Raw genomic sequence first — 21,059 nt, forward strand, 5'->3', positions numbered from 1 at the left:
CAGCCCCACGTCTCGCTCCTTCGACGCTTGTCCGTCGCGCTGTCACATCTCGTGCGCGCGCGCAACCACTCGGTGTAATCGGCCATCGCGCGTTCGGGCGAGTACCGTGGCTCGTAGCCAAGCTCGTCGCGAATCCTGGAAATGTCCATGTGGAAGTTGCCCATGTTCACTTCGTGACGGGGAGCGACAAAAAAGCTTTCCGCTGCGCTGCGCAGTTCAACCTTGAAGCCGGCGTCTGTAATGTTTTGAGCACGAGACACGAATTGCGCGCAGCAGCTTTTTCCGGCGCGATGCCCGATGGCGCGTTTCGCTATCGGGCCGGCCCGACACGACGCCGCCCGCACGAGTGCGAATTGCATCGAACGCCAAATAGGCGCCCAATTCAAACTCACTACGCTGATGCTTCCCTGCGAAGCCAGCCGCTCGCCGATGGCGCCCATCGCACCCACGGATGTCAGGTTCAGGAGCGCTCGATGGCAACTCTCCCGGCAGTCGCGAACCGGCGCGTCCACCACCAATTGACCCCTGAACTGGTGTCCCGAATCGCACGCAAGGTCGAAGACCGCGGTCCGGCGCCAGGCACGGTTGTCCATGACGACGCCGACTACGAGGCGTCACTGCAGAAGTTGCTTGCGGCCGGTCCCTGGCGCGGGGAAGACGTCTGGGTCTTCGGCTATGGCTCGTTGCTCTGGAATCCGGGCTTCGAAGTCGCCGAGCAAGTGACAGCGGTCTTGCATGGATGGCATCGTGCGTTCTGCATTCGCCTCACGCGATTTCGAGGAACTCCGGAAGAACCCGGTTTGATGCTTTCGCTTACGCCGGGGGGCAGTTGCCGTGGCGCTTTGCTTCGTATCGAGGCTGCATCAGTGTTGAGCAGCCTGCGAAAGCTTTGGCGACGGGAAATGACCGTCAAGCCACCGACCAGCCCGCCGCGATGGGTGACCGTCAAGGCGGCAGGGGCCGATGTGCGCGCCATCGTGTTCGCGGCCAACCGCCAAGGCGCCAATTTTGTGGGTGGGCTGACGCCTGAGCAGATCGCGGCCGTCTTGTGCAAGGCAGTGGGACATTGGGGGTCCGGTGCTGAGTACCTGATGCAAACCATCGAGCAACTGGACCGCCTTGAGATCAGGGATGCCAATCTCTGGCGTCTGCAGCAACTGGTCGCCCGGCAGTTGACGGACTTGCCGGTTGCAACGACTTGAAGCGCGGCGACATGCAGGACTTTCCGGAGAGGTCGAGACGAGCCGGCCGTATCCTGATCCGGACGTGGACGAATTGAAACGCCTGGTCGATGAATTGTTCCGCGCGGTTTCGCTTGAACCGGGACATGCGCCAACGTACGACGACATCCATGGATCGTTCATTGCGGCCGTGCAGTCCGCAGCGCTGAAGGCGTGGCTCCGCGGTTTCAGGAACAACTTCCAGGCTGCGGGGGCCGATGACCCAGAAGCTGGTGCAGGTGTCGGGCGCAATGGTGGATTGAACACCGCGCGGCCGGACGGGCTTCCCATGTCCCGCCGGGAGGCACACACTCGCTGCTCGTTACCGCCAATGAAGGAGCAGAGACATGAAAGACGACCAAGCTCATTACAAGCCCCTCGACCCGGGACGCATCGATGCAGTGGATGTGGTGGAGATCAAGTACTGGTGCCAGCAGTTGCATTGCACGGAGCAGGAGTTGCGCGACGCCATCGCAGCCGTCGGCGATCACGTGACGGCGGTGCGCGAGCGGCTGGGTCCACGGAAGTAGCGGCAGTCAGGGCCGGATCCGTCGAGAAAACCAATTGCACCTTGGTGCCGAGATGCACGACACAGGTTGCACACGCTTGCCGGGCAAAAGCATGTCGGGGAAAATTTGCAACTTGTTGTCAGGAGAGTCGCATAAGGTTCTCTCTGTAATTTTCCGTTGAAGCTCGATCTGATGCGTTCCAGATCGAGCGACCCTGAGCGCGATCAGCCTTCTACATGGAGCAGGATTGACCTCGGCGACGAGCTTTTGCGTGAAGACTTCGAGCACATCGCGCTGCACGTAGATGCGGTTGGCGCACACGCAGCTCTTTGGTGTTGCGGTACTTGGAGACCATGGCGTCTTCGTCGCATCGATCGCGGACCTGCGCACGCCGGTCGCGGAGGTCGATCAGCGGCCAGAAGGACGAAGTCGCCAGCCGGCGAAGACCGACACCGTTGCCTTATGACGGCAAGCCCCCCGAATCCGATAGACTTGCGGCCTTCATTCCCAAGGATGACAAACGATGTTGCGAGTGGTGTTTAACCAAAAGGGTGGCGTGGGCAAATCCACGATCGTCTGCAATCTCGCCGGCGTCAGCGCCTCCCAGGGGTTGCGTACTCTCGTGATCGACCTCGACCCACAGGGAAATTCAAGCCAGTATTTGTTGGGGGAGCAGGCCCAGGACGCAAAACCCAATACGGCGACCTTCTTCGAGTCGGCCCTCAGCTACAGCTTCAAGGAGCCGAAGTTCGAGTCGTTCATCCATGAGACGGAGTTCGAGAACCTCGACATTGTCCCGTCGCATCCTGATCTCGACTCGTTGACGAGCAAGCTGGAGTCCCGCCACAAGATCTACAAGCTGCGCGATGCTCTCAAGGGCCTCGATGGGTATGACGCGGTGTATATCGATACTCCGCCGGCCATGAACTTCTACACGCGCTCGGCACTCATTGCCGCCGCACGCTGCCTGATTCCCTTTGACTGTGACGATTTCTCGCGTCGCGCGCTGTATTCGGTGCTCGACAATGTGAAGGAGATCAAGCACGACCACAATCGCGGCCTGACGGTCGAAGGGATCGTCATCAACCAGTTCCAGCCCCGCGCCGCGCTTCCTCAGCAACTGGTGAACGAGCTGATCGAGGAGGGTCATCCGGTCCTGGATTCCTATCTCTCGCAATCCGTGAAGATCCGCGAGAGCCATCAGCACGCCACGCCGATTATTTACCTCGACCCCCGCCACAAACTGGCTCAGGAATTCGTCGCGCTGCACGACGAACTCAACGTCTAGCCGGGGTTCGGAGCGATTCAACGGTGGGGCCACACCGCCACTAGGCGCAGCTTTTGAAGGCTGAGCGCGCCTGTGTTACGAGGCTCGGCAATGACTTCGCCGTATCCAGCGAACTCAGCTGGTGCCTGGCCGAACAGCCCGCCTCACATCCGTTTTCCCCCATGCAATCGCGCGAGCCGCGACGCATGAAACCAGGACGAGCACGGCGAAGTCTGTTCGGGGCACCCGCGGAACCGGCTTTGCCGGGCCGCCGGGTGCGCCCCCTCGAGGGGGAGGCGCCGCAGGCGCTTCGGGGGTGTTTAGTTTCATCGATCGTCGAACGGCGCGAACACCCCTGCCACCCAGTCCACGAAGAGCCGAACCTTTGCGCTCAAATGCCTGTTGCTTGGGTAGACCACGTGCAGCGGGTGCCTCGGGCGGGTCCAGTCGTCGAGCACGGTGCGCAGCCTTCCGCTTTCGAGGTGAGGCACGACCATGAACTTGAACGCCTGCCCGAGGCCGACGCCGGTGAGCAGCGCGCTCAGATGGGCCGTACTCTCATTGACCGCGACGACGACCTGCCCTTTCACCAGAACCTGCTCGCCTCCCTTGTGGAATTCGAGTGGGAAGGCCTTTCCGGTGAGCGACGAGAAGTAGCCGACGATGGCGTGGCCCTGCACCTGAGTCATGTCCTGCCGCCCCGGGTCACGAGGCACCAGTTCGGAAGGGTGCTTGGGGACACCGCGCGCGTTGAGATACAGCGGGCTCGCACAGGTGACCCAATCCAGGTCGGCGATTCGTCGCGCGACGAGCGATGTGTCGGCCAACTCGCCGCCGCGAAGCACGCAGTCGACACCTTCTCCGATGAGGTCGATCGGACGATCGCTGACGCCGAGGTCGACGTGCAACTCCGGGTAGCGCGCACGAAAGCTCGGCAGCGCCGGAATCAGAATCATGTTCGCCAGCACCGAGCCGATGTCGACGCGGATTCGGCCGCGCGGCTGAGCCCGTGCTCGCGCTGCGCTCGTGTCCATCTCGTCGAGGTCGCTGATGAGACGCGTGGCCCGCTCGTAGTAGGCCGCCCCCTCGGGCGTCACGTTGACGCGCCGTGTCGTGCGCTGCAACAGCTTCGTGCCGAGGTGGCGCTCGAGGTCTTGCACGAGCTTGGTCACTGTCGGGCGCGGAATGTTCATCGAGTCCGCGGCCTTCGAAAACGCGCCTGACTCGGCAATCCGCACGAACACTCGCAGGGCAAGCAGTTGGTCCATGGCTGGCCAGTGGATGGTTTCACTGGCCGGGATTATTTATACGCATGAAATAAGAAATCAAGCGCGCCGCCTTTATTCACTTGCGTGAACTGCCTAACCTTCACTCACCCTTCATCAACTGGAGCACGACATGGGCAACAAACTCTCTGGCAAGGTCGCCGTCATCACCGGCGGCACCACGGGCATCGGCCTCGCTGCGGCGAAGGCATTCGCGTCGGAAGGCGCATTCGTCTACGTCACGGGTCGCCGCCAGCCCGAACTCGACGCCGCCGTGGCGGCCATCGGTATGAACGCGACGGGTGTGCGGGCCGATTCGACCCGGCTCACCGATCTCGACCGTCTGTACGACGAAGTCCAGACGCAGCACGGCCGCATCGACGTGCTGTACGCGAACGCCGGCGGCGGCAGCATGCTGCCCCTTGGCGCCATCACTGAAGAGCATTTCGACCAGACGTTCGACCGCAACGTCAAGGGCGTCGTGTTCACAGTGCAGAAGGCGCTGCCGCTGCTCGACAAGGCGGTCAATGGCGCATCCGTCATCCTGGCCGGCTCGACGACCAGTGTCATTGGCACCGCCAACTTCAGCATCTACAGCGCAACCAAGGCCGCGGTTCGCAATCTCGCCCGCAGTTGGGTCCTGGACCTCAAGGGCCGCGCGATTCGCGTCAACACGCTGTCGCCCGAACCAGTCCACACGCCCGGTCTGGTCGAACTCGCGGGGCCCGACCAGACGCAACGACAAGGTCTACTCGATTACCTGACCTCGCAGGTTCCCATCGGACGCATCGGGCAGCCGGAAGATGTCGCCAAGGCCGCGGTCTTCCTCGCCTCCAACGACTCCTCGTTCATCACCGGCATCGAATTGTTTGCCGACGGCGGCATCGCGCAAGTCTGAGCGCTGACAAACGATCTCCAACCCACAGAGGAATCTATGAAAACCGCTCTCGAATTGCTTCAATCGTATCAAGACAACATCCGAACTCCGGCCGCAGCCGCAGCCCTCTTTGCGGAGGACGGAGTGCTCGAACTACCGACCGTGAAAGCACATGCCCAGGGACATGCCGCCATCGAGAAGCTGATCTCCGGCCTTCTTGCGAAGGTCCCGGACTTCCGATTCAAGAACTTCAAGGTCTGGATCGACACGCCCGACAAGGTCTTCGGCGAATACTCCGTTGAGGCACTTGTGGTCGACACTGGCAAGATCTATGAGCAAACCTATGCGGGCGTGCTCATTGCCGAGGGCGGCAAGATCAAGCTGCTTCGAGAAGCACTGGATACGGCAGCCGCAGCGCGGGCGTTCAGCAAGGACTGATCGAGGAAGCCCGTCGGACTTCGGACGGCTTGTGCGAGACCGCACGGGATAGGCGGAATCTGAAGCGGCCGTCATTAGCGGCTGCTTGCCGCTGTAGACGGTTAGGCGTCACCGGATTTGGTCTGAGGCGCCGTGTAGCCCGGAGGAAACGCCTCGTACTGCGGCAAGGAGTCCGAGATCTCGTACCAGGGTGCCTTCGAACCAGCAAACACGTGGCATGTTGGGCGGTTGCCAGGGTCGTCGTCGAGAATTCCAAGAGCAAGACCCAATTCCTGCGGCCGGGCGTCGAACCTGGTGAAGATGTTGGAGCCGCAGACCGAGCAGAAGCCTCTATGTTCGCCCGGCGACGACTCGTAGAACCGCATCAGCCCTTCGCCACGTATCCATCGCAGGTCGGTTGTCCTGACGCGGCCCCTTGCCCTGAAGGCTGTGCCGTGAGACTTGCGACACATGGAGCAGTGGCAAAACAGCATGTCGCGAACGGGGCCATCGATTTCAAGGGCGATGCCTTGGCATAGGCAACTAGCGTGAAGAGCCACCGGACCTCCAGTAACGGCTGACGAAGAATTGCGACGATTCGCAGAGCGACTGCTTGGCCGGGCACGACCTGACGGTCCGGTCGATTGTGCCGCGGCGCAGGGACCAATGCAGATGCTGCCGCCTGGCCCCAGCATCGAAGTGCGAGCTTGCGAGGGCTATCATCTTTGCTGGCCCTCTGGGGGAATGCGAGCGTTGGATCCTTGAAGGAAATTCCGTGCCCTACCTGCAACTCGACGTCAACGACAGCTATCCCGAGGACTTGAAGCAGCGACTCGCGGCTCGGATGTGCGAAACCTACGCCTCAATGATGAGCGTTGACATCCGGCGGATATCCGTCGCGATTCGGGAATTGGGTGCAGGTGGAATCTGGTGCATCGCCGAGGTAGGCGAAGTTCCCGTTCCCGTCTCCTTGCTGATGCTGGACATCCGCCGGGGTCGGCCGGCCGAACTTCGGATGGAAGTGGCCAGGGCATTGTGTGCTCACTGCATCGACCTGCTTGGCCTCACCGAGGACCGATTGAATGTCGAGTTCACTCAGCACGATGGCGACGAGATGTACCACCCCACCCTGGGCGGCTTCAGCCCAGACTGGAAGCAGGGAGAAGCCTGAGTCCGACATCGGTTCGGACGACCGCAATTGGGGCCACGAGCGGACTGTCGATCGAGTAGCGCAGGTCGGGTCGATCGCTCAATAGAGGAGAGGAATGCCAGCCCGACAGCCGCTGTCAGATTACGGCGTTGGGTAGTCCCAACCATCGGGAGGCACCTTGTCCTTGAGCGACGAATACATGGCGTCACGGAACCGTTCGAGTGCCGGATACGGCCGCAGGGCAAGGCTGACTGCCCATCCCCCTGCAAGGACGGCAAACGTGCAAATCACATGAGCAACGGAACACCAATCAACCAGCGGTGGACGCCAGCCAGGAAGGCCGCATATATCACCAAGCCTCCGACCAGCGCGATCGCGTCATTGGCAGGCGTTGGTGGCGCACCGGGAACGACACGCTGAACCGGCCGCTTCTTGACCGCGATCCGGTCTGCGACCGCCCAGGCCAGGAAGGCTCCGAACAGAGTGATGTCGACCAACGTCCCGTTCGCCAGCAGGTGGGCGAGCGACCAGAACTTCACCGCGAGCAGCGTCGGGTGTTTGGCCGCAGCCTTGATGCGTCCCGGAAAATAGGTGGCCAGGAAGAGCGGGAAGACCGGCAGCATCACCAGCAGCGCAATGTGCCGCATGAAATTGGGCGGCGACCAGACGACAGGGCTCACCTGTCTTGCCATTCCGTAGCCATAGATCATGAGCACCAGTCCGATCAGCGAGACGATCGAGTAAACGCCCTTCCACGCGCGCTCGTTGCGGGCTGCCTGGGCATTGCGCCAAGCCGGCGCAACGATCGCCACCGAGTGGCTGCCGAGAAAAATCACGAGACCGACGAGGAACAGAACCATGACGTGCTCCTTGGTGCCAGCGTAGCCTACAGCGCTTCGGGCTCTTCCTGTCCGACCGACGCGACCAACAGGTGCATTTTCCTTCTCGCACAAGCCCCGCCGGTGAGCCTGGAGGGTATCTACCTTTCCCCTGCCCAACCTCGGGCAGCGAAGTCCCGACGGCGGTGCCGTCCGTTGGTGGCCTGATCGTGGGGGCGAATTGTTTTCGCTGGATGTTTCCACTTCTGAAGCGCGACAGTGTCGAGTCATTGGATCGACGTTGGCGATTGATTCGACGACCCGGGTTCGAGAGCCGCTCGCAGCGTAGCCGCAGGGAGAATTGCCGTACTGCACACACCCGAAGAAATGGATGCTCCCTGCCTGTGTGTTTCGTGGCGCAATGGCTGGCAACGGACGATACTTGCCCCACGCCCGTGGCGGAGAGCAAGGATGCAGACGGAGTGAACAGCCTCAGAAGAATCCTCGTTGCGCTCGCGGTGGGTGCGGCCTGCGCCCCGCGCGCCTTGCTCGCGCAGCAGCAATCTTCGAAGCTGCTGCGCATCGGATACCTGGACACCAGCTCAGCGAGCATCGCAGGCATCCGGTTGGATCGACTCCGGGCGGGCCTGCGCGACCTTGGCTACGTCGAGGGCAGAAACATCGTCATCGATGCCCGATGGGCAGAGGGCGCGTACGAGCGCCTCCCCGAACTCGCAGCGGCATTGTTGGCGCAGAAGCTGGATGTGGTCGTGGCCGCGGGCCCGGCGGCCATCCAGACCGTTCGAAAAGCCACGACGACCTTGCCCGTCGTGTTCGCGGCGAGCGGCGATCCGCTCGCCTTCGGCTTTGTCCAGAGCCTGCCGCGGCCGGGTGGCAATGTGACCGGGGTGTCGAGCGTCGGCGCCGACCTCAGCTACAAGTACCTTGAATTCCTGCGCGAAGCGATTCCGAGCCTCTCGACGGTCGCCGTCCTGATGAATCCAGGGCACCCGGGCCACCCTGACTACCTGAGGCGCATCCAGAAGGCGGCACGGGAGGCCGTGCGGGTCCTTCCCCTCCAGGCGGCGAATGCTGGCCAGATCGAGGATGGTTTCGGCGCGCTCAAACAAGGTCGAGCGCAAGCCCTGATCGTGCTTGGGGACGGGCTGTTCTTCTCCCAGGCGCGCCGAATCGCCGAACTTGCAGTCCAGCAACGTCTGCCCACGCTGTTCTCGACCCGGGAACCTGTTCAGGCCGGCGGGTTGATGAGCTACGGCCCGAATCTGGCGGAGCAGTTCTACCGCGCAGCGAGCTATGTCGACAAGATACTCAAGGGCGCACATCCAGCGGATTTGCCTGTCGAGCAACCCACGACGTTCGAACTGGTCATCAATCTCAAGACCGCCAAGGCGATCGGGCTGACCCTCCGGCAGGAACTGTTGTTGCGCGCCGATGTTCTGATGGAGTGAGCGCCTGGCGGAGATCCTGGCACGCATGTGCGGCGCGCTCGCCCACGGCGACTCATCCTGAACGACCAACCCCGACGGGCGTCGCAGATCACTGCCCCGTCTTCGCCTGTTGCCGGCTCCGGTACTTCGCGATTTCGGACTTCAAGTCGGTGTACTGCTCGCATGGAAGGAAGCAGAGCGAATCGAGCTTCTTCAGTTCCTGCTCGGCCCGCGCGAGATCACCCATCTGCAGGTACGCCTCACCGAGATACTCGTGCGCGTCCCTGTGCCTCGGGTTGATCGTCAGCGCCTTGTCATAGGCGCTCAGCGCCGCATTCAAGTCGCCCAGCTTGCGGTGCGCGTGGCCGAGTTCGTTCCAGCCGTCGGCGTCGTTGGGGCTGCGCGCGGTGTACGCGCCCATGGATACCACCACCTGCTGCCAGTTGTTCGCGCGGACTGCCGCCATGCCGGCGCGGAAGTCGGGATCCGGGTTGGCCATCTCGCTGCTGCCACCGCCGCCGCTGCCACCACCACTGCCACCCCCGCTGCCGCCCCCACTGCCACCACCAGCGGCAAGGGCGGACAAGCTGAAGGCCAACGACAAGCCGGAAATGAACACCATTGCTGCGCGTTTCATGTCGAGTTGCTCCTAGTGGTTGTCGATGCGCCCATATACGCCATGAATTCCACCGCTCGGCCCCGCGGCAAAGAAGAGCGTATTGGTGGGCTGGTTGTTGAGGCCATTACCGAACGCGATCCCGCGCAGGCCGTCTATCGCGACCGGGTTCCCGTCGCTCGTGGAGAGCGTGCCCATCATGACGCCGCTGGTCGGGTCGAACGCGTTGATCTTCCCGTCCCCTACATTGGCGACCAACAACGCGTTGCTGAAGGTGCCGAAGTCGCCGGGCGCCATGGCCATCCCCAAGGGCGCGTTGAGCACTCCGCCGACTGGAACGAGACGTTTGACCAAGTTCCCCGCGGCGTCGAAAACGTCGACGGCGCCCTGGCCGGCGCCTGCAACGGCGTTGCGCGCCGCCGCATCCTGGATTGCGTAGCTGACGTAGATCAGGCCGCCAATGGCCTGCACGCCAAACGGCGCGTAGCCGGGCGGCATTGCCTGGTCGACGAAGCTGCCCGGCATGCTGGCCTTCTTGAAGTTCGTGTCGAACACATCGACCTTCGCGTGGCCAAAATCCGCCGCGTACAGGAAATCCGAGGCGCCCTGGCTGGCGAGCCCCAGGCCGGTGTAGCGCGTCCCTGCGGCCCCGTCGTCGAAGACCGTGACGGCATTGGTCATGTCGACCCCTGGCGACCAGCCTGACAACGTGCCTGCCTCGCCAGCGAAGATGAAGGCGCTGGCACCGGACTTGCCGTTCTTCGTGACCGTGAAGTTCTGGTGGCTGTTGAAAACGATGCCGGTCGGCAAGGCGCTGCCGGCAGCGCCGGCCGGGATCGACACGACCAGTGACTGCGGCGCGCCGGTGCCGTCATACAGCGTCGAGGTTGACGTCCCGGTGTTCGTCACCCAGACGAAGCCTCTCGGGTTGAAGGCCACGCCCCACGCGTTGACCAGGTGCGGGTCCGAGTTGGCGCTGCCATAAGGATTGCTTGCGGCGGGCAGATCGGACACAAGATTGGTCGGGACATAACTCATGCCGGCGACGGGGCTCATGGCGGTGGCGGTGGTGGTGCCAGTAGCGGTACCGGCGATCGGCAACACGACCATCCCGCCGGAATATCCGCCGCCGCCTCCGCAGGCAGCCAACATAAGCGAGCCCGCACACGCAATACCGCACAACTTCAGGCGATAGGCATTCATTGGCGTTCCTTTCGGTCTGGGCTCGGTGTATTCCGCACCCGGACCAAAAGGTTCACCTTCAGAAGGCGAGCGACGCACTCAGGACGAGCGCGCCATTCGCCGTGCGCCGGTAGGCGGTCGGGTAGACGGCGCTGCGGCCGCCGATGACCCAGTCGAGTCGCACCTCCCAGGCATCGCGCCCGACAGCCAGCCCCAGGCTCCCATCGAGCGTCCCACTTCCTCCATCGGTGCGAGTGCCCCCGACCTGCACCAGGGCGCCCACGTGACCCGTCGCGCGTGTCATTGGCGAAAGGGGCATCCCGACATTGAACTCGCCGTAGACCGTGCGCGCGCCACTCCCGAAATAGTCGGGTGAGTAGTGCAGCCGCAGGTTCCACTTATCGCCGCTCAGGCCTGCGAAACCCTCGGCATAGTCGTAGCCCGTATCGGCGCCGAAGTGAACGGCAATCGCGCCCGCCTCCCAGCCGAGGCGATCGGACAACCGGCCCACGTACCCGCCGTAACCGAGCAGCTGCAACTGCCGGCCCGTGCGGCCCAGGGACACACCGGTGAACGAGGCGCCGCCAAACCAGCCGTTCGGCGCGTCGTACGCAAAGCTCAGGCGCAGCGTTGGTTGCTCGTTGCTCAGGGACGCGCCGCGGTATCGATCGTCCGAGAGGAACGCGATGTTCCCGCCGATTTGCGCGAACGCGGCGCCGCAGGCAACGAAGAGCGAGGGGCCGAGCACGACACGCAGACCAGCGGTCAGCATGTCACTGACGATCGTTGGGAAGTTTCGTGGAGCGCGTCACGGTGCGGACGCAGGCAGCATCGCCTGCGACGCGTGCCAGTGTGGCACAAGCGTCGATTCCGCCACCGGGGAAATATGCAATGCTGGCCATGGACAGCGGTGCCGCATGCGCCGGCAACCGCTCCCGCATCAAGGCGAAAAGCCCCGAGACATTGGCCGCGGCATAGGACGAGCCGGAGACGAGGTTCCAGCGGGCATCCGGCAGGGTCGTCAGCACATCGCGTCCCGGCGCGAGCACGGCACCCGCCAGGGCCGGCTCGCCCGTGTCCTCGGCCACGGCCACGGCCACGACGCCGGCATGCGAGGCCGGAAACCCCCCATCCGCCAGGTGGCGATCGAAGGCGCCGATGACGCTGATGCGCCGCGACAGCGCCACGTCCAGCAGTCTGTCGAGCAAGCGATCGGGCGGCCCGCTAAGGCTCAGGTTGATGATGTCCGCATCGTGGGTGATGGCGAAGTGCAGCGCCATGGCGAGGCTCAGGGTCGTGCAGACGGTGGCCTGGCTGCTCTCCTGCCAGCACGCGCGCAGCGCCAGCAAGCGCGAATTCGGCGCCACCCCCACGATGCCGACGCCGTTGTCGGCGCGCGCGGCGATGATGCCGGCAACGGCTGTTCCATGGTCCTCGGGAACGTTTCCGTGGCCGTCGACGAAGTTCTCCCTCAACGCCACTTGGCCCTCGAGGTCCGGGTGATGCTCGTCGACGCGGCTGTCGACGACGGCAACGCGAATCTCGCGGCCAGTGGCGATCTCGTGCAGGTCCAGCAGGTGCCAGGCCTGCGCCGACGGCTGCAACGGGTAGAGCGGGTCGCCATGGCCGCGCGTTCGGTAGACATTCGTCGGCTGGGCCCACTCCACGCGCGGGTCTTGCGACAACGCTTGCGCCACGCGCTCGGGTTGCTGGTCGTCCGGCACTGTCATCACGAAACAGTCGACGCCCAGAAGCGGAAGCACCCAGTTCGTGACCAGCGTCAACCCATGTTCGCGCGCCAGCGCGGCAGCCACGCGTCGCCGCGCGCCCAGCGCAGGCCCGTCGCCGTAGCCGCCCGAATAGGCGTTTTCGGGCCGGAAGTGCTCCGGCGGCAACCGCAACAACAGCAGCACCTGCTGGCTGGCGGCGGCCGATGCCGCGATCTGCTCGCCGGGTGCGGCGCGGGCGATCGGTTGCGCCACCACCAGAGCCAGCAGCAATGCGACGAGCAGCCCCTTCATGGCGCCGCCCGACCGTCCAGCGATTCGACGAGCAGCACTGCGCTTTCCTCGCGCAGTTGTTTTACCGCCGCCGTTTCGAGGCCTGCCGGCACGGCCAGCAACCAGGCATCGGTAGCGGTCGGACCGTAGACCAGCCGGGCCTTGCTGTCGCGCAGCACTCGCCGCACTTCCTGTTCGGTCGCCTCGGGCCGGAATCTCACGATCAGGTTGCCGCTCCCGGTGCCCACGGGCGCAACCGCTGACCCGCCGAGTGCCCGGAATTGCGGTGCGAGCGGAAGCGACACGAGCAGCAAACCGCTCAAGACCGCGACCAGAACGAACTGGCAGGCCAATGCCCAGCGGGTCCACGCCGGACTTTCGCGCCAGAGATTCCCGAGGCGTGCCACGAAGTCATCGCGGCGGCTGCGTGTTGGTGGTGAGGCGACGCCGGCGATGCGCTCGCGCATCAGCGCGAATCCCGCGTCGACATCGCGCGGCGGCCCATCGATCCCAGCGCATTCTGCGTGGAGTTGTCGTTCCCAAGTCAGTTCGGCCTGGCAGCGCGGGCATTCGGCGACGTGCGCTTCGACACGGGCGCATTCCTCCGCATCGAGACTCGCGCCGACATACCACGGCAGCAACGCCTGCACTTGCTGGTGCACGTCGGTGCCGAGGTGAACCACCCGCCCGCTCACAGCCAATCCTCCATCCGGCCAGCCAGCAATTCCTTCAGCCGGCGCCGCGCGTGGAACATGCGCGTCTTCACGGTGTCGACGGGGCAGCCGACGATCTGGCCGATCTCGCGATAACCGATGCCGTGGAAGTAGGTCAGTTGGACGACCGCACGCTGCTCCACCGAAAGGTGGTCCAGCGCCTGCGTCAGTTGCACGTGCAATTGCGATTGCGCGGCACGGTACTCGGGCCCGGACTCCAGCGGCGCCGGATGCGCGTCATCGCGCGCGTCCTCCACGGGTTCATCCAGGCGGCTCAGCGCCTTGATGGCGTTGCGATACGCGATCGCGAAGATCCAGGTGGATACCTGACACTGGCCGTTGTAGGTTCCGGCCCGGTTCCAGACCACGAGCATCGTGTCGTTGAGCAGTTCACCGACGAGCGCCGGCCGCCGCGTCATGCGTTCGAGAAACCGCGTCAGGCGCGGGTGGTAGACCCGGTACAGTGCCTCGAACGCCGGCAATTCGCCGCTCGCGGTCCGGCTGATCAGTGCGGCCTCGACGCGTTCGGCCGACACCTTTCCCTCATCCGGTGTCCGAAAGGCATTGCGGGGCGGGCTCGGCATGGGCGGCACGTCAGGTGAAGCGATCAGAAACTCTACTCCTGCGTCGAATCGGTGCATCCGGTGAAACCGGGGGCAGTCGACAGCGTCGGTTTATTCCCGCAGACCGACGATCGGTTCAATGCCCATGTGCAACGTCGGCAATCAGCGTCCCGCGTCATCCACGGACGCAGTCCGTTTCATCCAGGGGATCCATCGAATCCGTGCCACGTCGTGAAGTCGCCCGCGGCGTCACGTGGCATGCAGACCTGATTCACTCCGGCATCGCCGTCGGGGTAGCCGAGCGACATTCCGCAGACCAGCGCCTGGTAGGCGTCGAATCGCAATTGGGTCGCGATGCGCCGCTCATAGCGAAGGAAGGCGACCTGGGGGCAAGTGCCGAGACCGCGCGCGTGGGCCGCAAGCATCAGTGTCTGCAGGAATAGGCCGAGATCGAGCCAACTGTTGTGGGTCAGGCGCGTATCGATCGTGAACATCAGGCCGACCGGGGCATCGAAGAATTGGTAGTTGCGAGATGTCTGGCGCGCACGCGCGACCATGTCGTCCTGGAGGATGGACAGCGATGCGTAGTAATGGCGGGCGAACTCGGCTTGCCTCGCCGCGCAGTCCGAGGGCGGCGGATTCGGAAACGGTGTGAACGGCGGTACGGCATTCGCTGCGTGGTCTTCGAGGATCGCGTCGACCAGCGCCTGCCGGGCCGGTCCGGCGACAACGTGCACCTGCCAAGGCTGTGTGTTGAAAGTGCTGGGCGACCGGGCCGCCAGATCGAGGATCTCGCTCACGACCGCGCGCGGCACGCGCTGAGGCAGAAAGGCGCGAACGGTGCGGCGGCCGCGCACCACGTCGTCGAATGCCGGGGGCACCCGCTCTGGCCTGCCCGGATCGATGGCTCCGAAAGATGCGAACGTCGGGGCCTTCATCATTGGTTCTCCTTTTGCTGCAGGCCAATGCGGCCTCGGTGCGATACTGGGCTTCAAGCGCGCGCAGGTCCTTGGTTCAGGACCTTAATTCTTTGGACCTTCCATCCCTCCGACATCTCATGACGCAGGAAGTGATCGTTCTGGGCGACTTCCGGCTCGATCCCGGGCGCCGATTGCTGCTTCGCAACGATCAGCCGGTCGAACTGAAGCCCAAGGCGCTGGACATTCTTCGCGTGCTAGGGACTGCGGGGGGCGCAGTCGTCACGAAGGACGCACTGATGTCGCAGGTCTGGCCCGGGCTCGTCGTCGAGGAAAACAATATCCAGGTGCACGTGTCGGCGCTGCGCAAGGTGCTCGCAGGGGATTCGAGCGGCACCGTCCACCTGATGACGGTACCGGGTCAGGGCTACCGCTTGCTCGGCGTCCGGTCGGACCCTGTGACCGTGACTCCCGCGGTCGAAGCGGCGCGGCGGCGGGGACCGACCGTCGCGGTGCTGCCCTTCGCGTATCTGGGTGACGACCCTGCGCAGGAATACTTCGCTGAAGGTGTCGTCGACGACATCATCACCGGCCTGTCGCGGGTCAGGTGGCTCGCCGTTGTCGCGCGCCATTCGAGTTTCGTCTTCCGCGGCGCCGGCGTCGACCTCTCGCATGTCGCGCGGGAACTCAATGCCGACTACCTCCTGCACGGCAGCTTCCGGCGCTCGGGAGACCGCATTCGCGTCTCCGCGCGCCTGACCGAGACCGCGGACGGCACGGAGGTATGGGCCGAGCGCCATGAACGTCGTCTCGGTGACGTTTTCGACCTGCAGGACGATATCGCGGCAAGCATTCTCGGCGCGATAGAGCCCGGGTTGCGCCGCTCTGAAATCGAGCGCATCCGCCGCAAGCGCCCCGAGGATCTGGACGCTTATGACCTCGTGCTGCGAGCGCTGCCCCACGTTTACAAGCTCATGCCCGAAGGTTGCGCACCGGCGATGCCATTGCTGCAGAGTGCGCTGGTCCTGGAGCCCGAATACGCCTTCGCCCATGCCACGCTGGCGTGGTGCCACCATGTCCGCTTCAGCCGCGGCGGGCTGGACCGGGCTGAACGAGAGGCGTCGATCCGGCATGCACGCGCCGCAGTGGCACTCGGCAGCGATGACGCGCTGGCGCTGGCGATCGGTGCTTTCGTCATCTGGTTCGACGCGCACGACACTGCGGCTGCTTTCGACCTCTTCGACCGCGCGTTGTCCGTGAGTCCGTCCAACGTGGTGGCTCTCGCAACGAGCGCGGTAGCGCTCGCCTGGTCGGGAAGGCCGGCGCTGGCAATCGAGCGCGCCCGTAGAGCGCTGCAGCTGAGCCCCTTCGACGCACTGCGCTACCTGGCGTACCAAGCGCTCTCCGGCGCGAGATTCCAATCAGGCGACTTCGAGCAGGCACAGTACGACGCACGCCGGGCCGTCGAATCGAGCCCGGGATTCAGCGTGCCCTACGCCTACCTGTGTGCCGCCTTGGTGCGGCTCGGCAGCCTGGACGAAGCACGTCGGGCGGTACGACAGATGCTCGAGATCGATCCCAGGTTCAGCATCAGCCGCTTCCGCGTCACTGTGGGCGTGGACGATGCGGTATTCAACGGTTTTGCGCACGCATGGCGCGAAGCCGGGATGCCCGAGTGACAAGGGGCCGCTGCCGAAGGCTTTCAGGCTGATTTGTCTCGCTACATTCCGGCAATGGTCTCAAAACGCGACCGACAGCGAATGGACGAGCAACGTGATCGCGGTGAAGAGTGCCGCCCACGCCTGTCCGGCCGCGAGGCTCGGCTTGTGACGCGGCAATTCGGTCTTGGCATAAGACGCCGGCAGCCTGTGGGCGCAGCATTTGCAGAGGCGCGCGTGCTGCAGATTGATGGTGCTACAGGCATCGCAAGTCTCGGCCGAGGCACCGCCGATTTGCAGTCGTGCAAGATCCAACAAGCTTCCGAAGGCGATGGGGCCGTTGGTGTATTCGATGAGGGACTCAGCGGCGGTCATTGCAATCTCCTGGATGGGAAGGCTTGTGTTCGATGTGCGCGCCCGTGCTGGCGCGTGACAGGTGTCTGCCGTGTTCGAATGAACTCCGAGCGAGACGCTGCTCCGCGATGGCTGCCCGTGCGAACAGCAAGAGATCCGCTTCGTCCGGGCCTCCTCCACCGAATTCGAGGTGATGCCGAAAAGCATGAACGATGCGCGTCTGGGCCACGTCCCTTTCGCGCGCCGCTGCAGCCCAAGCCACGTTCGCTTCGAGTTCGCGCGTCTGAATGGCGTCTCCAGCAGCCCGTTCAAGATCGTGTTCCATGTCGCTCTCCTTGTCTGGCACTGTGTTGCAGCAACTTCGGATTGAGTTCAACCTGATTGACAAGAACATCGCCTCTCGCTTCGTCCGGAAGCGGGCACGCGAGTCCCTGGAGCGCCAACCGGCCGAACAAGCGGCGGAAGTGACCCGGTTGCGGGAGTCGGACGCCGGATGCTTCGCGACACGCACCAGGCCACCCAGCAGGACAAGCGCGAGCTTCGCGATCAACTCGGGGGACGGCGAAGGAAGCGATTGCCTGGCCAAGAGGTTCGTCCGTGACGCGCGCCCTCCGACATTGCCTCTGGCGTGTCAAGGGCGCTTTGAAGCGCTGCCTTCGTCGATCATCAGGAGCTTGCCGCCGGCGTAGCGATAGATCCATTTCAATGCGACGGCCTCCGCGAGGTGCTCGGCTTCCTCCTCTGCGGTGCGGAGCTCCTCGGCGAGGCGCATGACGCGGTGGCGGGCAAAGCTATGGACGGTGCCCCCGGTGTCCAAGCCCAAGGCAGAAAGCAGATCCTTGGCGCGGGCCAGATCGGCACGAATGACGTTGACGGGGCGAAGATTGAGTTCCATGTCGGTCTCCTTGTCTCTGCCACTGAGTTGCAGCAACCTCGGATTGAGTTCTCTTTGATTGACAAGAAAGCGCCTTTCGCGACAAGTGGACGCGCGCAGGTTCGCCGGGATACCGCGCACGGCATTCCTCGCGGACGACCTTGTCAAGCGGCCTTCCGGCGCGAACCGCGCGGGGTGCTCAAGCGCGGCGAGGCGGTCAACGCCCTGAAGCGCGCCATCTGCACCGGGCGGATCAGACCGGCGCAGGCCAGGCGGGTCGACAAGATGCAGGTCATGGCGGACGCGTTGAGCCAGTTGGCCAGGATCGTGATGGCATGGAACACGACGCAGATGCAGGCGATGCTCGATCGCCGGGCCAACCGGCGTCAGGTCATCCTGCCGGAACTGATCGGGCGGATCGCTCCCGCGCGGCTGGAGGGCATCAATCTGCGCGGCGTGTTGCGCTTCCGCACGCGACGCCATGCCGATCAACTGCTGCCGTCACAACTGCAGCGACAGGGGATGCCTCGCGCGATTACCGCGACTACCGCGTTTACCGCGCTTTCCTCGTTGCGCATCCCGCTTGCGCGAGGTTCGGGCTGCCAGTTGCAACTCAGCTCGGCGCCTCCGAGCCAGAACGGGCCGGTGCCGCGTGCGACATCAACGTGCTTCGTCGCGGGCATTGATTGCGATGCCGTCTCGCACTGTGCAATCGAGTTCAGTCCCGATCGTCGTTGTCCCAATGCCGACGATTGTGATGATGGCGATGGCGCCAGCGGTCGCCCGACTCGTAATAGGGCTGCGCCGGCGAGCCGTAGTACACGGGCTCCGGACGGACATACACGGGCACCGGCGGGCGGTAGTACACCGGGGGCGCAGGCTGATAGTAGGCCGGCGGCGGCACCGGACGCGAGTAGACGCGCGCCGGTTCGTCGTAGTACACGGGGCCAGGCTCGACCACGCCGATCGACACACCAGGCACGTTGACGCCGACAGACCAGTTCACTTGGGCATTTGCCGACGATACGGCGAAAAGTGCCGCAACTGCAAAGGCGCTGGTGGCCGCCAGCTTGAAAAACCCGGAACGACTGAAGATCAAGGGAATTCCTGAGAGGGCAGCGAAGACCGCCCCATGCAGCAGACAACGTGCGACCCGCGAACCGCGTCGACGTCTGATCCATGAAAAGGTTGCCAAACGTCACGAGGCCGTTGGCGGGAGCATCCACGAAAAGACTTCATGGCCAAGGCAGATCTGGACTGGTGGGGAAAAGCCGAAATAGGCGGCCACCGTCGATGATCGGCGCGTAGCCCGGCGGTCGGATGCCCAGCTTTCAGCCCGGCGGCGCAGCGAGATCGAGGGAGAGATGGATCACGCCGCTCTCTCTGCGCCGGCTCACCGGCAAACCACTGCGCTCGAACACCGCCAGCATCGGCGCATTTCCGGCCAGCACCTCGGCCTCGAGGCGGACGAGGCCATGGCGTCGCGCCAGCGTGATCAGCGCGGCAAGCAGTCGGCTCGCCAGGCCTTGACCCTGGAAGTCCTCCTCGACCGTGAACGCCACCTCGGCAACCTTTGCGCCGTCGCCTTCGGTGTGGCCGACGTAACTGGCGCTGCCGATGACGATCTCGTCGGCGCCGTCACCGATCGTGACTACCAAGCCGGCGAGTTTGATGAAGTCGATCTCGGCAATGCGTTCGAAGGCTCGCTCGGGCAACTCCTTGCGGACCGAGAAGAAGCGGGTATAGACCGACTGCGGATCCAACTTCGCAAACGCACTCTGCAGTCGCTCCTTGTCGTCCGGGCGCATGACCCGGATCAGTGCCTCCCGGCCGTCGCGCAGCGTGATCGGTTGACGAAAGGCCAGGTCGTCGTCCCTCATACAGGTTTGCTCCAAAGTCGTGCAGGCGGTGGACCGCCGCAGCCGCAGCGATCGTTTCGGGCTGCCTGACACTCCCCTCAATTCGTGAACGATTCTCGCTCGGCCGCGCTCACGCCGCCAGGGGAACGTCGACGGCGCGCTCGCTGAAGGTCGCGCGGGACGAGGTGGCCCACGGCAGCGTGGGGGTATTTTGGCGGGCTCCAACAAACATTCAGGGTTTACCCGAAGATGAACTCCCTCCTGACTTTCATGGTGCCCGCATGCTCATCCTGCTTCTCGTCCTTGGCGCAGCCGTTGCCCTCGTCGTTCATGGCGTCAAGACGTCGAAAGTGGTCGAAGACCTGAGCTGACAAGAGCGCCGCCAGTGAAAAAGCCCCGTGCAGAAATGCCCGGGGCTTTTTCACGCATGTTGCTGGCAGCGCTCACGCGATCAAGCGATCCAGCGACCAGCTTCCGCTGGACACATACGAGCTACTCGGAACAGGAAAGTGCTTCCCGGGCTTGCGTTTACCGGACTCAAACGATTGAAATTGAAACGCGATTGGGCCTGTGGCGAATCGCACCGCCCGCATCCAGCCTTCCAGAGTTCCTGAGGCGGCTGCCAAGTATTTCACCGTAAGGCGTGTTCGTTGCACAGGGTGCGCCGCCGGGCGTGAACTCGTGCCTTGGATACGTCGCACGACCCCGGCTTAATGAATTCGAACTACTGGGGCATTTCATGAACACAGTCTTCGAACTCCTGGTCGATGAGGCAATTCCAGGACACTTTTACTGGACGATCGTGTGGCGCGGTACCAAAGGCGACCTCCCCCGGGTGATAGCGTCAGCGCCGGGACCCATGCCCAGCCGAAGCTGGGCCATGGCCCGCGGCCAGGCCGCGCTTCGGGTGGTCGAACAGGCAGAAGGAGAGGAGAAGTCGCCGTTCCCGGGCCGCCGCGTCGATCGGGACGCCGACACGGTGCGTGGCAGCATCTGAGGGCGCTAGGCGCGTTGGTGCGCGCTCGTGCCGTCTCACGTTGGCCCACAGGCGGGACGGTCGCTGCAGGACGAGCAAACCGGCTCAGGGGCCGCTCAGCTGTCTCTGGTGCCTTCGCTTGAGCGCGACAAAGCCGTAGTCGAGCGCCTGCTCATAGTTGGCGAAGCGTTCCGCCGCTTCGGCAACGCATCTGGCAGCGTGGCCGTCATGTCGCTCAACCAGTTTCCAGGTGAATTCCGTGGGTGCGAGCTGTTCAACAGTGACGGCCAATGAGGGCATGGACCACTGCGGGGTGCCGTCGTTGCGTTTCGTCTGAGGCATGCGTTCATAGTAACACTTTTGGTTACATTCGTGC

Annotated in this window: 26 protein-coding genes and 1 pseudogene; 11 read left to right on the forward strand and 16 right to left on the reverse strand. The window is 64.0% G+C overall.

Translation table 11 applies throughout. The features are described 5' to 3' along the window. The first annotated feature begins 149 nt into the window (after positions 1-149). From WKW80_RS16830 to WKW80_RS16840, 3 genes are all read left to right on the forward strand, one after another. Positions 150-1,202: a gamma-glutamylcyclotransferase gene (locus WKW80_RS16830; RefSeq protein ID WP_340364710.1), complete on the forward strand. Its 1,053-nt coding sequence runs from the start codon at positions 150-152 to the stop codon at positions 1,200-1,202. Positions 1,203-1,567: 365 nt separating this feature from the next. Further along, on the forward strand, positions 1,568-1,750 hold the full coding sequence (locus WKW80_RS16835; protein ID WP_340364711.1) for a DUF3606 domain-containing protein: 183 nt from the start codon (positions 1,568-1,570) through the stop codon (positions 1,748-1,750). A 502-nt stretch (positions 1,751-2,252) separates the two neighbouring features. Further along, positions 2,253-3,017 carry a ParA family protein gene (locus WKW80_RS16840; RefSeq protein ID WP_340364712.1) on the forward strand — a complete coding sequence of 255 codons (765 nt, stop codon included), beginning with the start codon at positions 2,253-2,255 and terminating at the stop codon, positions 3,015-3,017. 305 nt (positions 3,018-3,322) lie between these two features. Here WKW80_RS16840 and WKW80_RS16845 read toward each other — a convergent pair whose 3' ends face one another. After that, entirely contained in the window at positions 3,323-4,264 is a 942-nt protein-coding gene (locus WKW80_RS16845) for a LysR family transcriptional regulator (protein ID WP_340364713.1), read from the reverse strand. Positions 4,265-4,394: 130 nt separating this feature from the next. On the opposite strand from WKW80_RS16845, the gene WKW80_RS16850 reads away from it, so the two are divergent. Then, the gene (locus tag WKW80_RS16850; protein ID WP_340364714.1) at positions 4,395-5,159 is read left to right on the forward strand and encodes an SDR family oxidoreductase; all 765 of its coding nucleotides are present in this window, start codon (positions 4,395-4,397) and stop codon (positions 5,157-5,159) included. 36 nt (positions 5,160-5,195) lie between these two features. Continuing rightward, a complete protein-coding gene (locus tag WKW80_RS16855; RefSeq protein ID WP_340364715.1) occupies positions 5,196-5,576 on the forward strand; it encodes a nuclear transport factor 2 family protein in 381 nt (126 codons plus the stop codon). Between the two features lie 101 nt (positions 5,577-5,677). Here WKW80_RS16855 and WKW80_RS37330 read toward each other — a convergent pair whose 3' ends face one another. Next, positions 5,678-6,250, reverse strand: a complete 573-nt coding sequence (locus WKW80_RS37330) for a GFA family protein (protein WP_422822918.1) — start codon at positions 6,248-6,250, stop codon at positions 5,678-5,680. An 80-nt stretch (positions 6,251-6,330) separates the two neighbouring features. On the opposite strand from WKW80_RS37330, the gene WKW80_RS16865 reads away from it, so the two are divergent. Then, entirely contained in the window at positions 6,331-6,726 is a 396-nt protein-coding gene (locus WKW80_RS16865; RefSeq protein WP_340364717.1) for a tautomerase family protein, read from the forward strand. A gap of 266 nt (positions 6,727-6,992) precedes the next feature. Here the strand turns inward: WKW80_RS16865 and WKW80_RS16870 are convergent, their stop codons facing one another. After that, the gene (locus WKW80_RS16870) at positions 6,993-7,565 is read right to left on the reverse strand and encodes an NnrU family protein (protein WP_340364718.1); all 573 of its coding nucleotides are present in this window, start codon (positions 7,563-7,565) and stop codon (positions 6,993-6,995) included. A 440-nt stretch (positions 7,566-8,005) separates the two neighbouring features. Between WKW80_RS16870 and WKW80_RS16875 the strand changes: the two genes are divergently transcribed. Then, positions 8,006-8,992 (forward strand): ABC transporter substrate-binding protein, encoded by a 987-nt coding sequence (locus WKW80_RS16875; protein ID WP_340364719.1) that lies wholly within the window; start codon positions 8,006-8,008, stop codon positions 8,990-8,992. 88 nt (positions 8,993-9,080) lie between these two features. On the opposite strand, the gene WKW80_RS16880 is transcribed toward WKW80_RS16875, so the two are convergent. From WKW80_RS16880 to WKW80_RS16910, 7 genes are all read right to left on the reverse strand, one after another. Then, positions 9,081-9,608: a tetratricopeptide repeat protein gene (locus WKW80_RS16880; RefSeq protein ID WP_340364720.1), complete on the reverse strand. Its 528-nt coding sequence runs from the start codon at positions 9,606-9,608 to the stop codon at positions 9,081-9,083. Between the two features lie 12 nt (positions 9,609-9,620). Then, a complete protein-coding gene (locus tag WKW80_RS16885) occupies positions 9,621-10,790 on the reverse strand; it encodes a TIGR03118 family protein (RefSeq protein ID WP_340364721.1) in 1,170 nt (389 codons plus the stop codon). Positions 10,791-10,848: 58 nt separating this feature from the next. After that, positions 10,849-11,541 carry a TorF family putative porin gene (locus tag WKW80_RS16890; RefSeq protein WP_340364722.1) on the reverse strand — a complete coding sequence of 231 codons (693 nt, stop codon included), beginning with the start codon at positions 11,539-11,541 and terminating at the stop codon, positions 10,849-10,851. Between the two features lies 1 nt (position 11,542). Further along, entirely contained in the window at positions 11,543-12,790 is a 1,248-nt protein-coding gene (locus tag WKW80_RS16895; RefSeq protein ID WP_340364723.1) for a S8 family peptidase, read from the reverse strand. Continuing rightward, positions 12,787-13,419 carry a zf-HC2 domain-containing protein gene (locus tag WKW80_RS16900; RefSeq protein WP_340364724.1) on the reverse strand — a complete coding sequence of 211 codons (633 nt, stop codon included), beginning with the start codon at positions 13,417-13,419 and terminating at the stop codon, positions 12,787-12,789. The genes WKW80_RS16895 and WKW80_RS16900 overlap by 4 nt, the downstream gene beginning before the upstream one ends. Positions 13,420-13,460: 41 nt before the next feature. After that, entirely contained in the window at positions 13,461-14,018 is a 558-nt protein-coding gene (locus WKW80_RS16905; RefSeq protein ID WP_340364725.1) for an RNA polymerase sigma factor, read from the reverse strand. A gap of 224 nt (positions 14,019-14,242) precedes the next feature. Then, positions 14,243-14,986 carry a nitroreductase gene (locus tag WKW80_RS16910; RefSeq protein WP_340364726.1) on the reverse strand — a complete coding sequence of 248 codons (744 nt, stop codon included), beginning with the start codon at positions 14,984-14,986 and terminating at the stop codon, positions 14,243-14,245. Between the two features lie 116 nt (positions 14,987-15,102). Between WKW80_RS16910 and WKW80_RS16915 the strand changes: the two genes are divergently transcribed. Continuing rightward, a complete protein-coding gene (locus WKW80_RS16915) occupies positions 15,103-16,641 on the forward strand; it encodes a winged helix-turn-helix domain-containing tetratricopeptide repeat protein (protein WP_340364727.1) in 1,539 nt (512 codons plus the stop codon). 60 nt (positions 16,642-16,701) lie between these two features. Here the strand turns inward: WKW80_RS16915 and WKW80_RS16920 are convergent, their stop codons facing one another. Together WKW80_RS16920 and WKW80_RS16925 are read right to left on the reverse strand one after the other, a co-directional pair. Further along, positions 16,702-17,286 (reverse strand): hypothetical protein, encoded by a 585-nt coding sequence (locus tag WKW80_RS16920; RefSeq protein ID WP_340364728.1) that lies wholly within the window; start codon positions 17,284-17,286, stop codon positions 16,702-16,704. A gap of 319 nt (positions 17,287-17,605) precedes the next feature. Continuing rightward, complete coding sequence (locus tag WKW80_RS16925) at positions 17,606-17,869, reverse strand: hypothetical protein (protein ID WP_340364729.1); 264 nt, start codon at positions 17,867-17,869, stop codon at positions 17,606-17,608. Between the two features lie 115 nt (positions 17,870-17,984). Between WKW80_RS16925 and WKW80_RS16930 the strand changes: the two are divergent. Further along, positions 17,985-18,355: pseudogene (locus tag WKW80_RS16930) on the forward strand (Tn3 family transposase); the annotation flags it as partial. 211 nt (positions 18,356-18,566) lie between these two features. Here the strand turns inward: WKW80_RS16930 and WKW80_RS16935 are convergent. Beyond that, positions 18,567-18,854 carry a hypothetical protein gene (locus tag WKW80_RS16935; RefSeq protein WP_340364818.1) on the reverse strand — a complete coding sequence of 96 codons (288 nt, stop codon included), beginning with the start codon at positions 18,852-18,854 and terminating at the stop codon, positions 18,567-18,569. Between WKW80_RS16935 and WKW80_RS16940 the strand changes: the two genes are divergently transcribed. Then, positions 18,832-19,128: a hypothetical protein gene (locus WKW80_RS16940; protein WP_340364730.1), complete on the forward strand. Its 297-nt coding sequence runs from the start codon at positions 18,832-18,834 to the stop codon at positions 19,126-19,128. The genes WKW80_RS16935 and WKW80_RS16940 overlap by 23 nt on opposite strands. A 51-nt stretch (positions 19,129-19,179) precedes the next feature. On the opposite strand, the gene WKW80_RS16945 is transcribed toward WKW80_RS16940, so the two are convergent. Both WKW80_RS16945 and WKW80_RS16950 read right to left on the reverse strand, forming a co-directional pair. After that, entirely contained in the window at positions 19,180-19,800 is a 621-nt protein-coding gene (locus tag WKW80_RS16945) for a GNAT family N-acetyltransferase (protein WP_340364731.1), read from the reverse strand. 146 nt (positions 19,801-19,946) lie between these two features. Further along, a complete protein-coding gene (locus tag WKW80_RS16950; RefSeq protein WP_340364732.1) occupies positions 19,947-20,132 on the reverse strand; it encodes a hypothetical protein in 186 nt (61 codons plus the stop codon). 314 nt (positions 20,133-20,446) lie between these two features. Between WKW80_RS16950 and WKW80_RS16955 the strand changes: the two genes are divergently transcribed. Then, positions 20,447-20,704 (forward strand): hypothetical protein, encoded by a 258-nt coding sequence (locus tag WKW80_RS16955; RefSeq protein ID WP_340364733.1) that lies wholly within the window; start codon positions 20,447-20,449, stop codon positions 20,702-20,704. A gap of 84 nt (positions 20,705-20,788) precedes the next feature. Here the strand turns inward: WKW80_RS16955 and WKW80_RS16960 are convergent, their stop codons facing one another. Then, on the reverse strand, positions 20,789-21,025 hold the full coding sequence (locus WKW80_RS16960; RefSeq protein ID WP_340364734.1) for a hypothetical protein: 237 nt from the start codon (positions 21,023-21,025) through the stop codon (positions 20,789-20,791). Positions 21,026-21,059: the final 34 nt, after the last annotated feature.

Origin of the sequence: Variovorax humicola, from assembly GCF_037889915.1 — a bacterium.
Taxonomy (GTDB): domain Bacteria; phylum Pseudomonadota; class Gammaproteobacteria; order Burkholderiales; family Burkholderiaceae_C; genus Variovorax; species Variovorax humicola.

Coding starts and splice junctions, on each gene's coding strand:
- WKW80_RS16855 (WP_340364715.1), top strand. CDS start 5,196: ATGAAAACCGCTCTCGAATTGCTTCAATCGTATCAAGACAACATCCGA.
- WKW80_RS16925 (WP_340364729.1), bottom strand. CDS start 17,869: ATGGAACTCAATCTTCGCCCCGTCAACGTCATTCGTGCCGATCTGGCC.
- WKW80_RS16870 (WP_340364718.1), bottom strand. CDS start 7,565: ATGGTTCTGTTCCTCGTCGGTCTCGTGATTTTTCTCGGCAGCCACTCG.
- WKW80_RS16910 (WP_340364726.1), bottom strand. CDS start 14,986: ATGATGAAGGCCCCGACGTTCGCATCTTTCGGAGCCATCGATCCGGGC.
- WKW80_RS16960 (WP_340364734.1), bottom strand. CDS start 21,025: ATGCCTCAGACGAAACGCAACGACGGCACCCCGCAGTGGTCCATGCCC.
- WKW80_RS37330 (WP_422822918.1), bottom strand. CDS start 6,250: ATGCTGGGGCCAGGCGGCAGCATCTGCATTGGTCCCTGCGCCGCGGCA.
- WKW80_RS16840 (WP_340364712.1), top strand. CDS start 2,253: ATGTTGCGAGTGGTGTTTAACCAAAAGGGTGGCGTGGGCAAATCCACG.
- WKW80_RS16845 (WP_340364713.1), bottom strand. CDS start 4,264: ATGGACCAACTGCTTGCCCTGCGAGTGTTCGTGCGGATTGCCGAGTCA.
- WKW80_RS16890 (WP_340364722.1), bottom strand. CDS start 11,541: ATGCTGACCGCTGGTCTGCGTGTCGTGCTCGGCCCCTCGCTCTTCGTT.
- WKW80_RS16955 (WP_340364733.1), top strand. CDS start 20,447: ATGAACACAGTCTTCGAACTCCTGGTCGATGAGGCAATTCCAGGACAC.
- WKW80_RS16850 (WP_340364714.1), top strand. CDS start 4,395: ATGGGCAACAAACTCTCTGGCAAGGTCGCCGTCATCACCGGCGGCACC.
- WKW80_RS16885 (WP_340364721.1), bottom strand. CDS start 10,790: ATGAATGCCTATCGCCTGAAGTTGTGCGGTATTGCGTGTGCGGGCTCG.
- WKW80_RS16895 (WP_340364723.1), bottom strand. CDS start 12,790: ATGAAGGGGCTGCTCGTCGCATTGCTGCTGGCTCTGGTGGTGGCGCAA.
- WKW80_RS16880 (WP_340364720.1), bottom strand. CDS start 9,608: ATGAAACGCGCAGCAATGGTGTTCATTTCCGGCTTGTCGTTGGCCTTC.
- WKW80_RS16915 (WP_340364727.1), top strand. CDS start 15,103: ATGACGCAGGAAGTGATCGTTCTGGGCGACTTCCGGCTCGATCCCGGG.
- WKW80_RS16835 (WP_340364711.1), top strand. CDS start 1,568: ATGAAAGACGACCAAGCTCATTACAAGCCCCTCGACCCGGGACGCATC.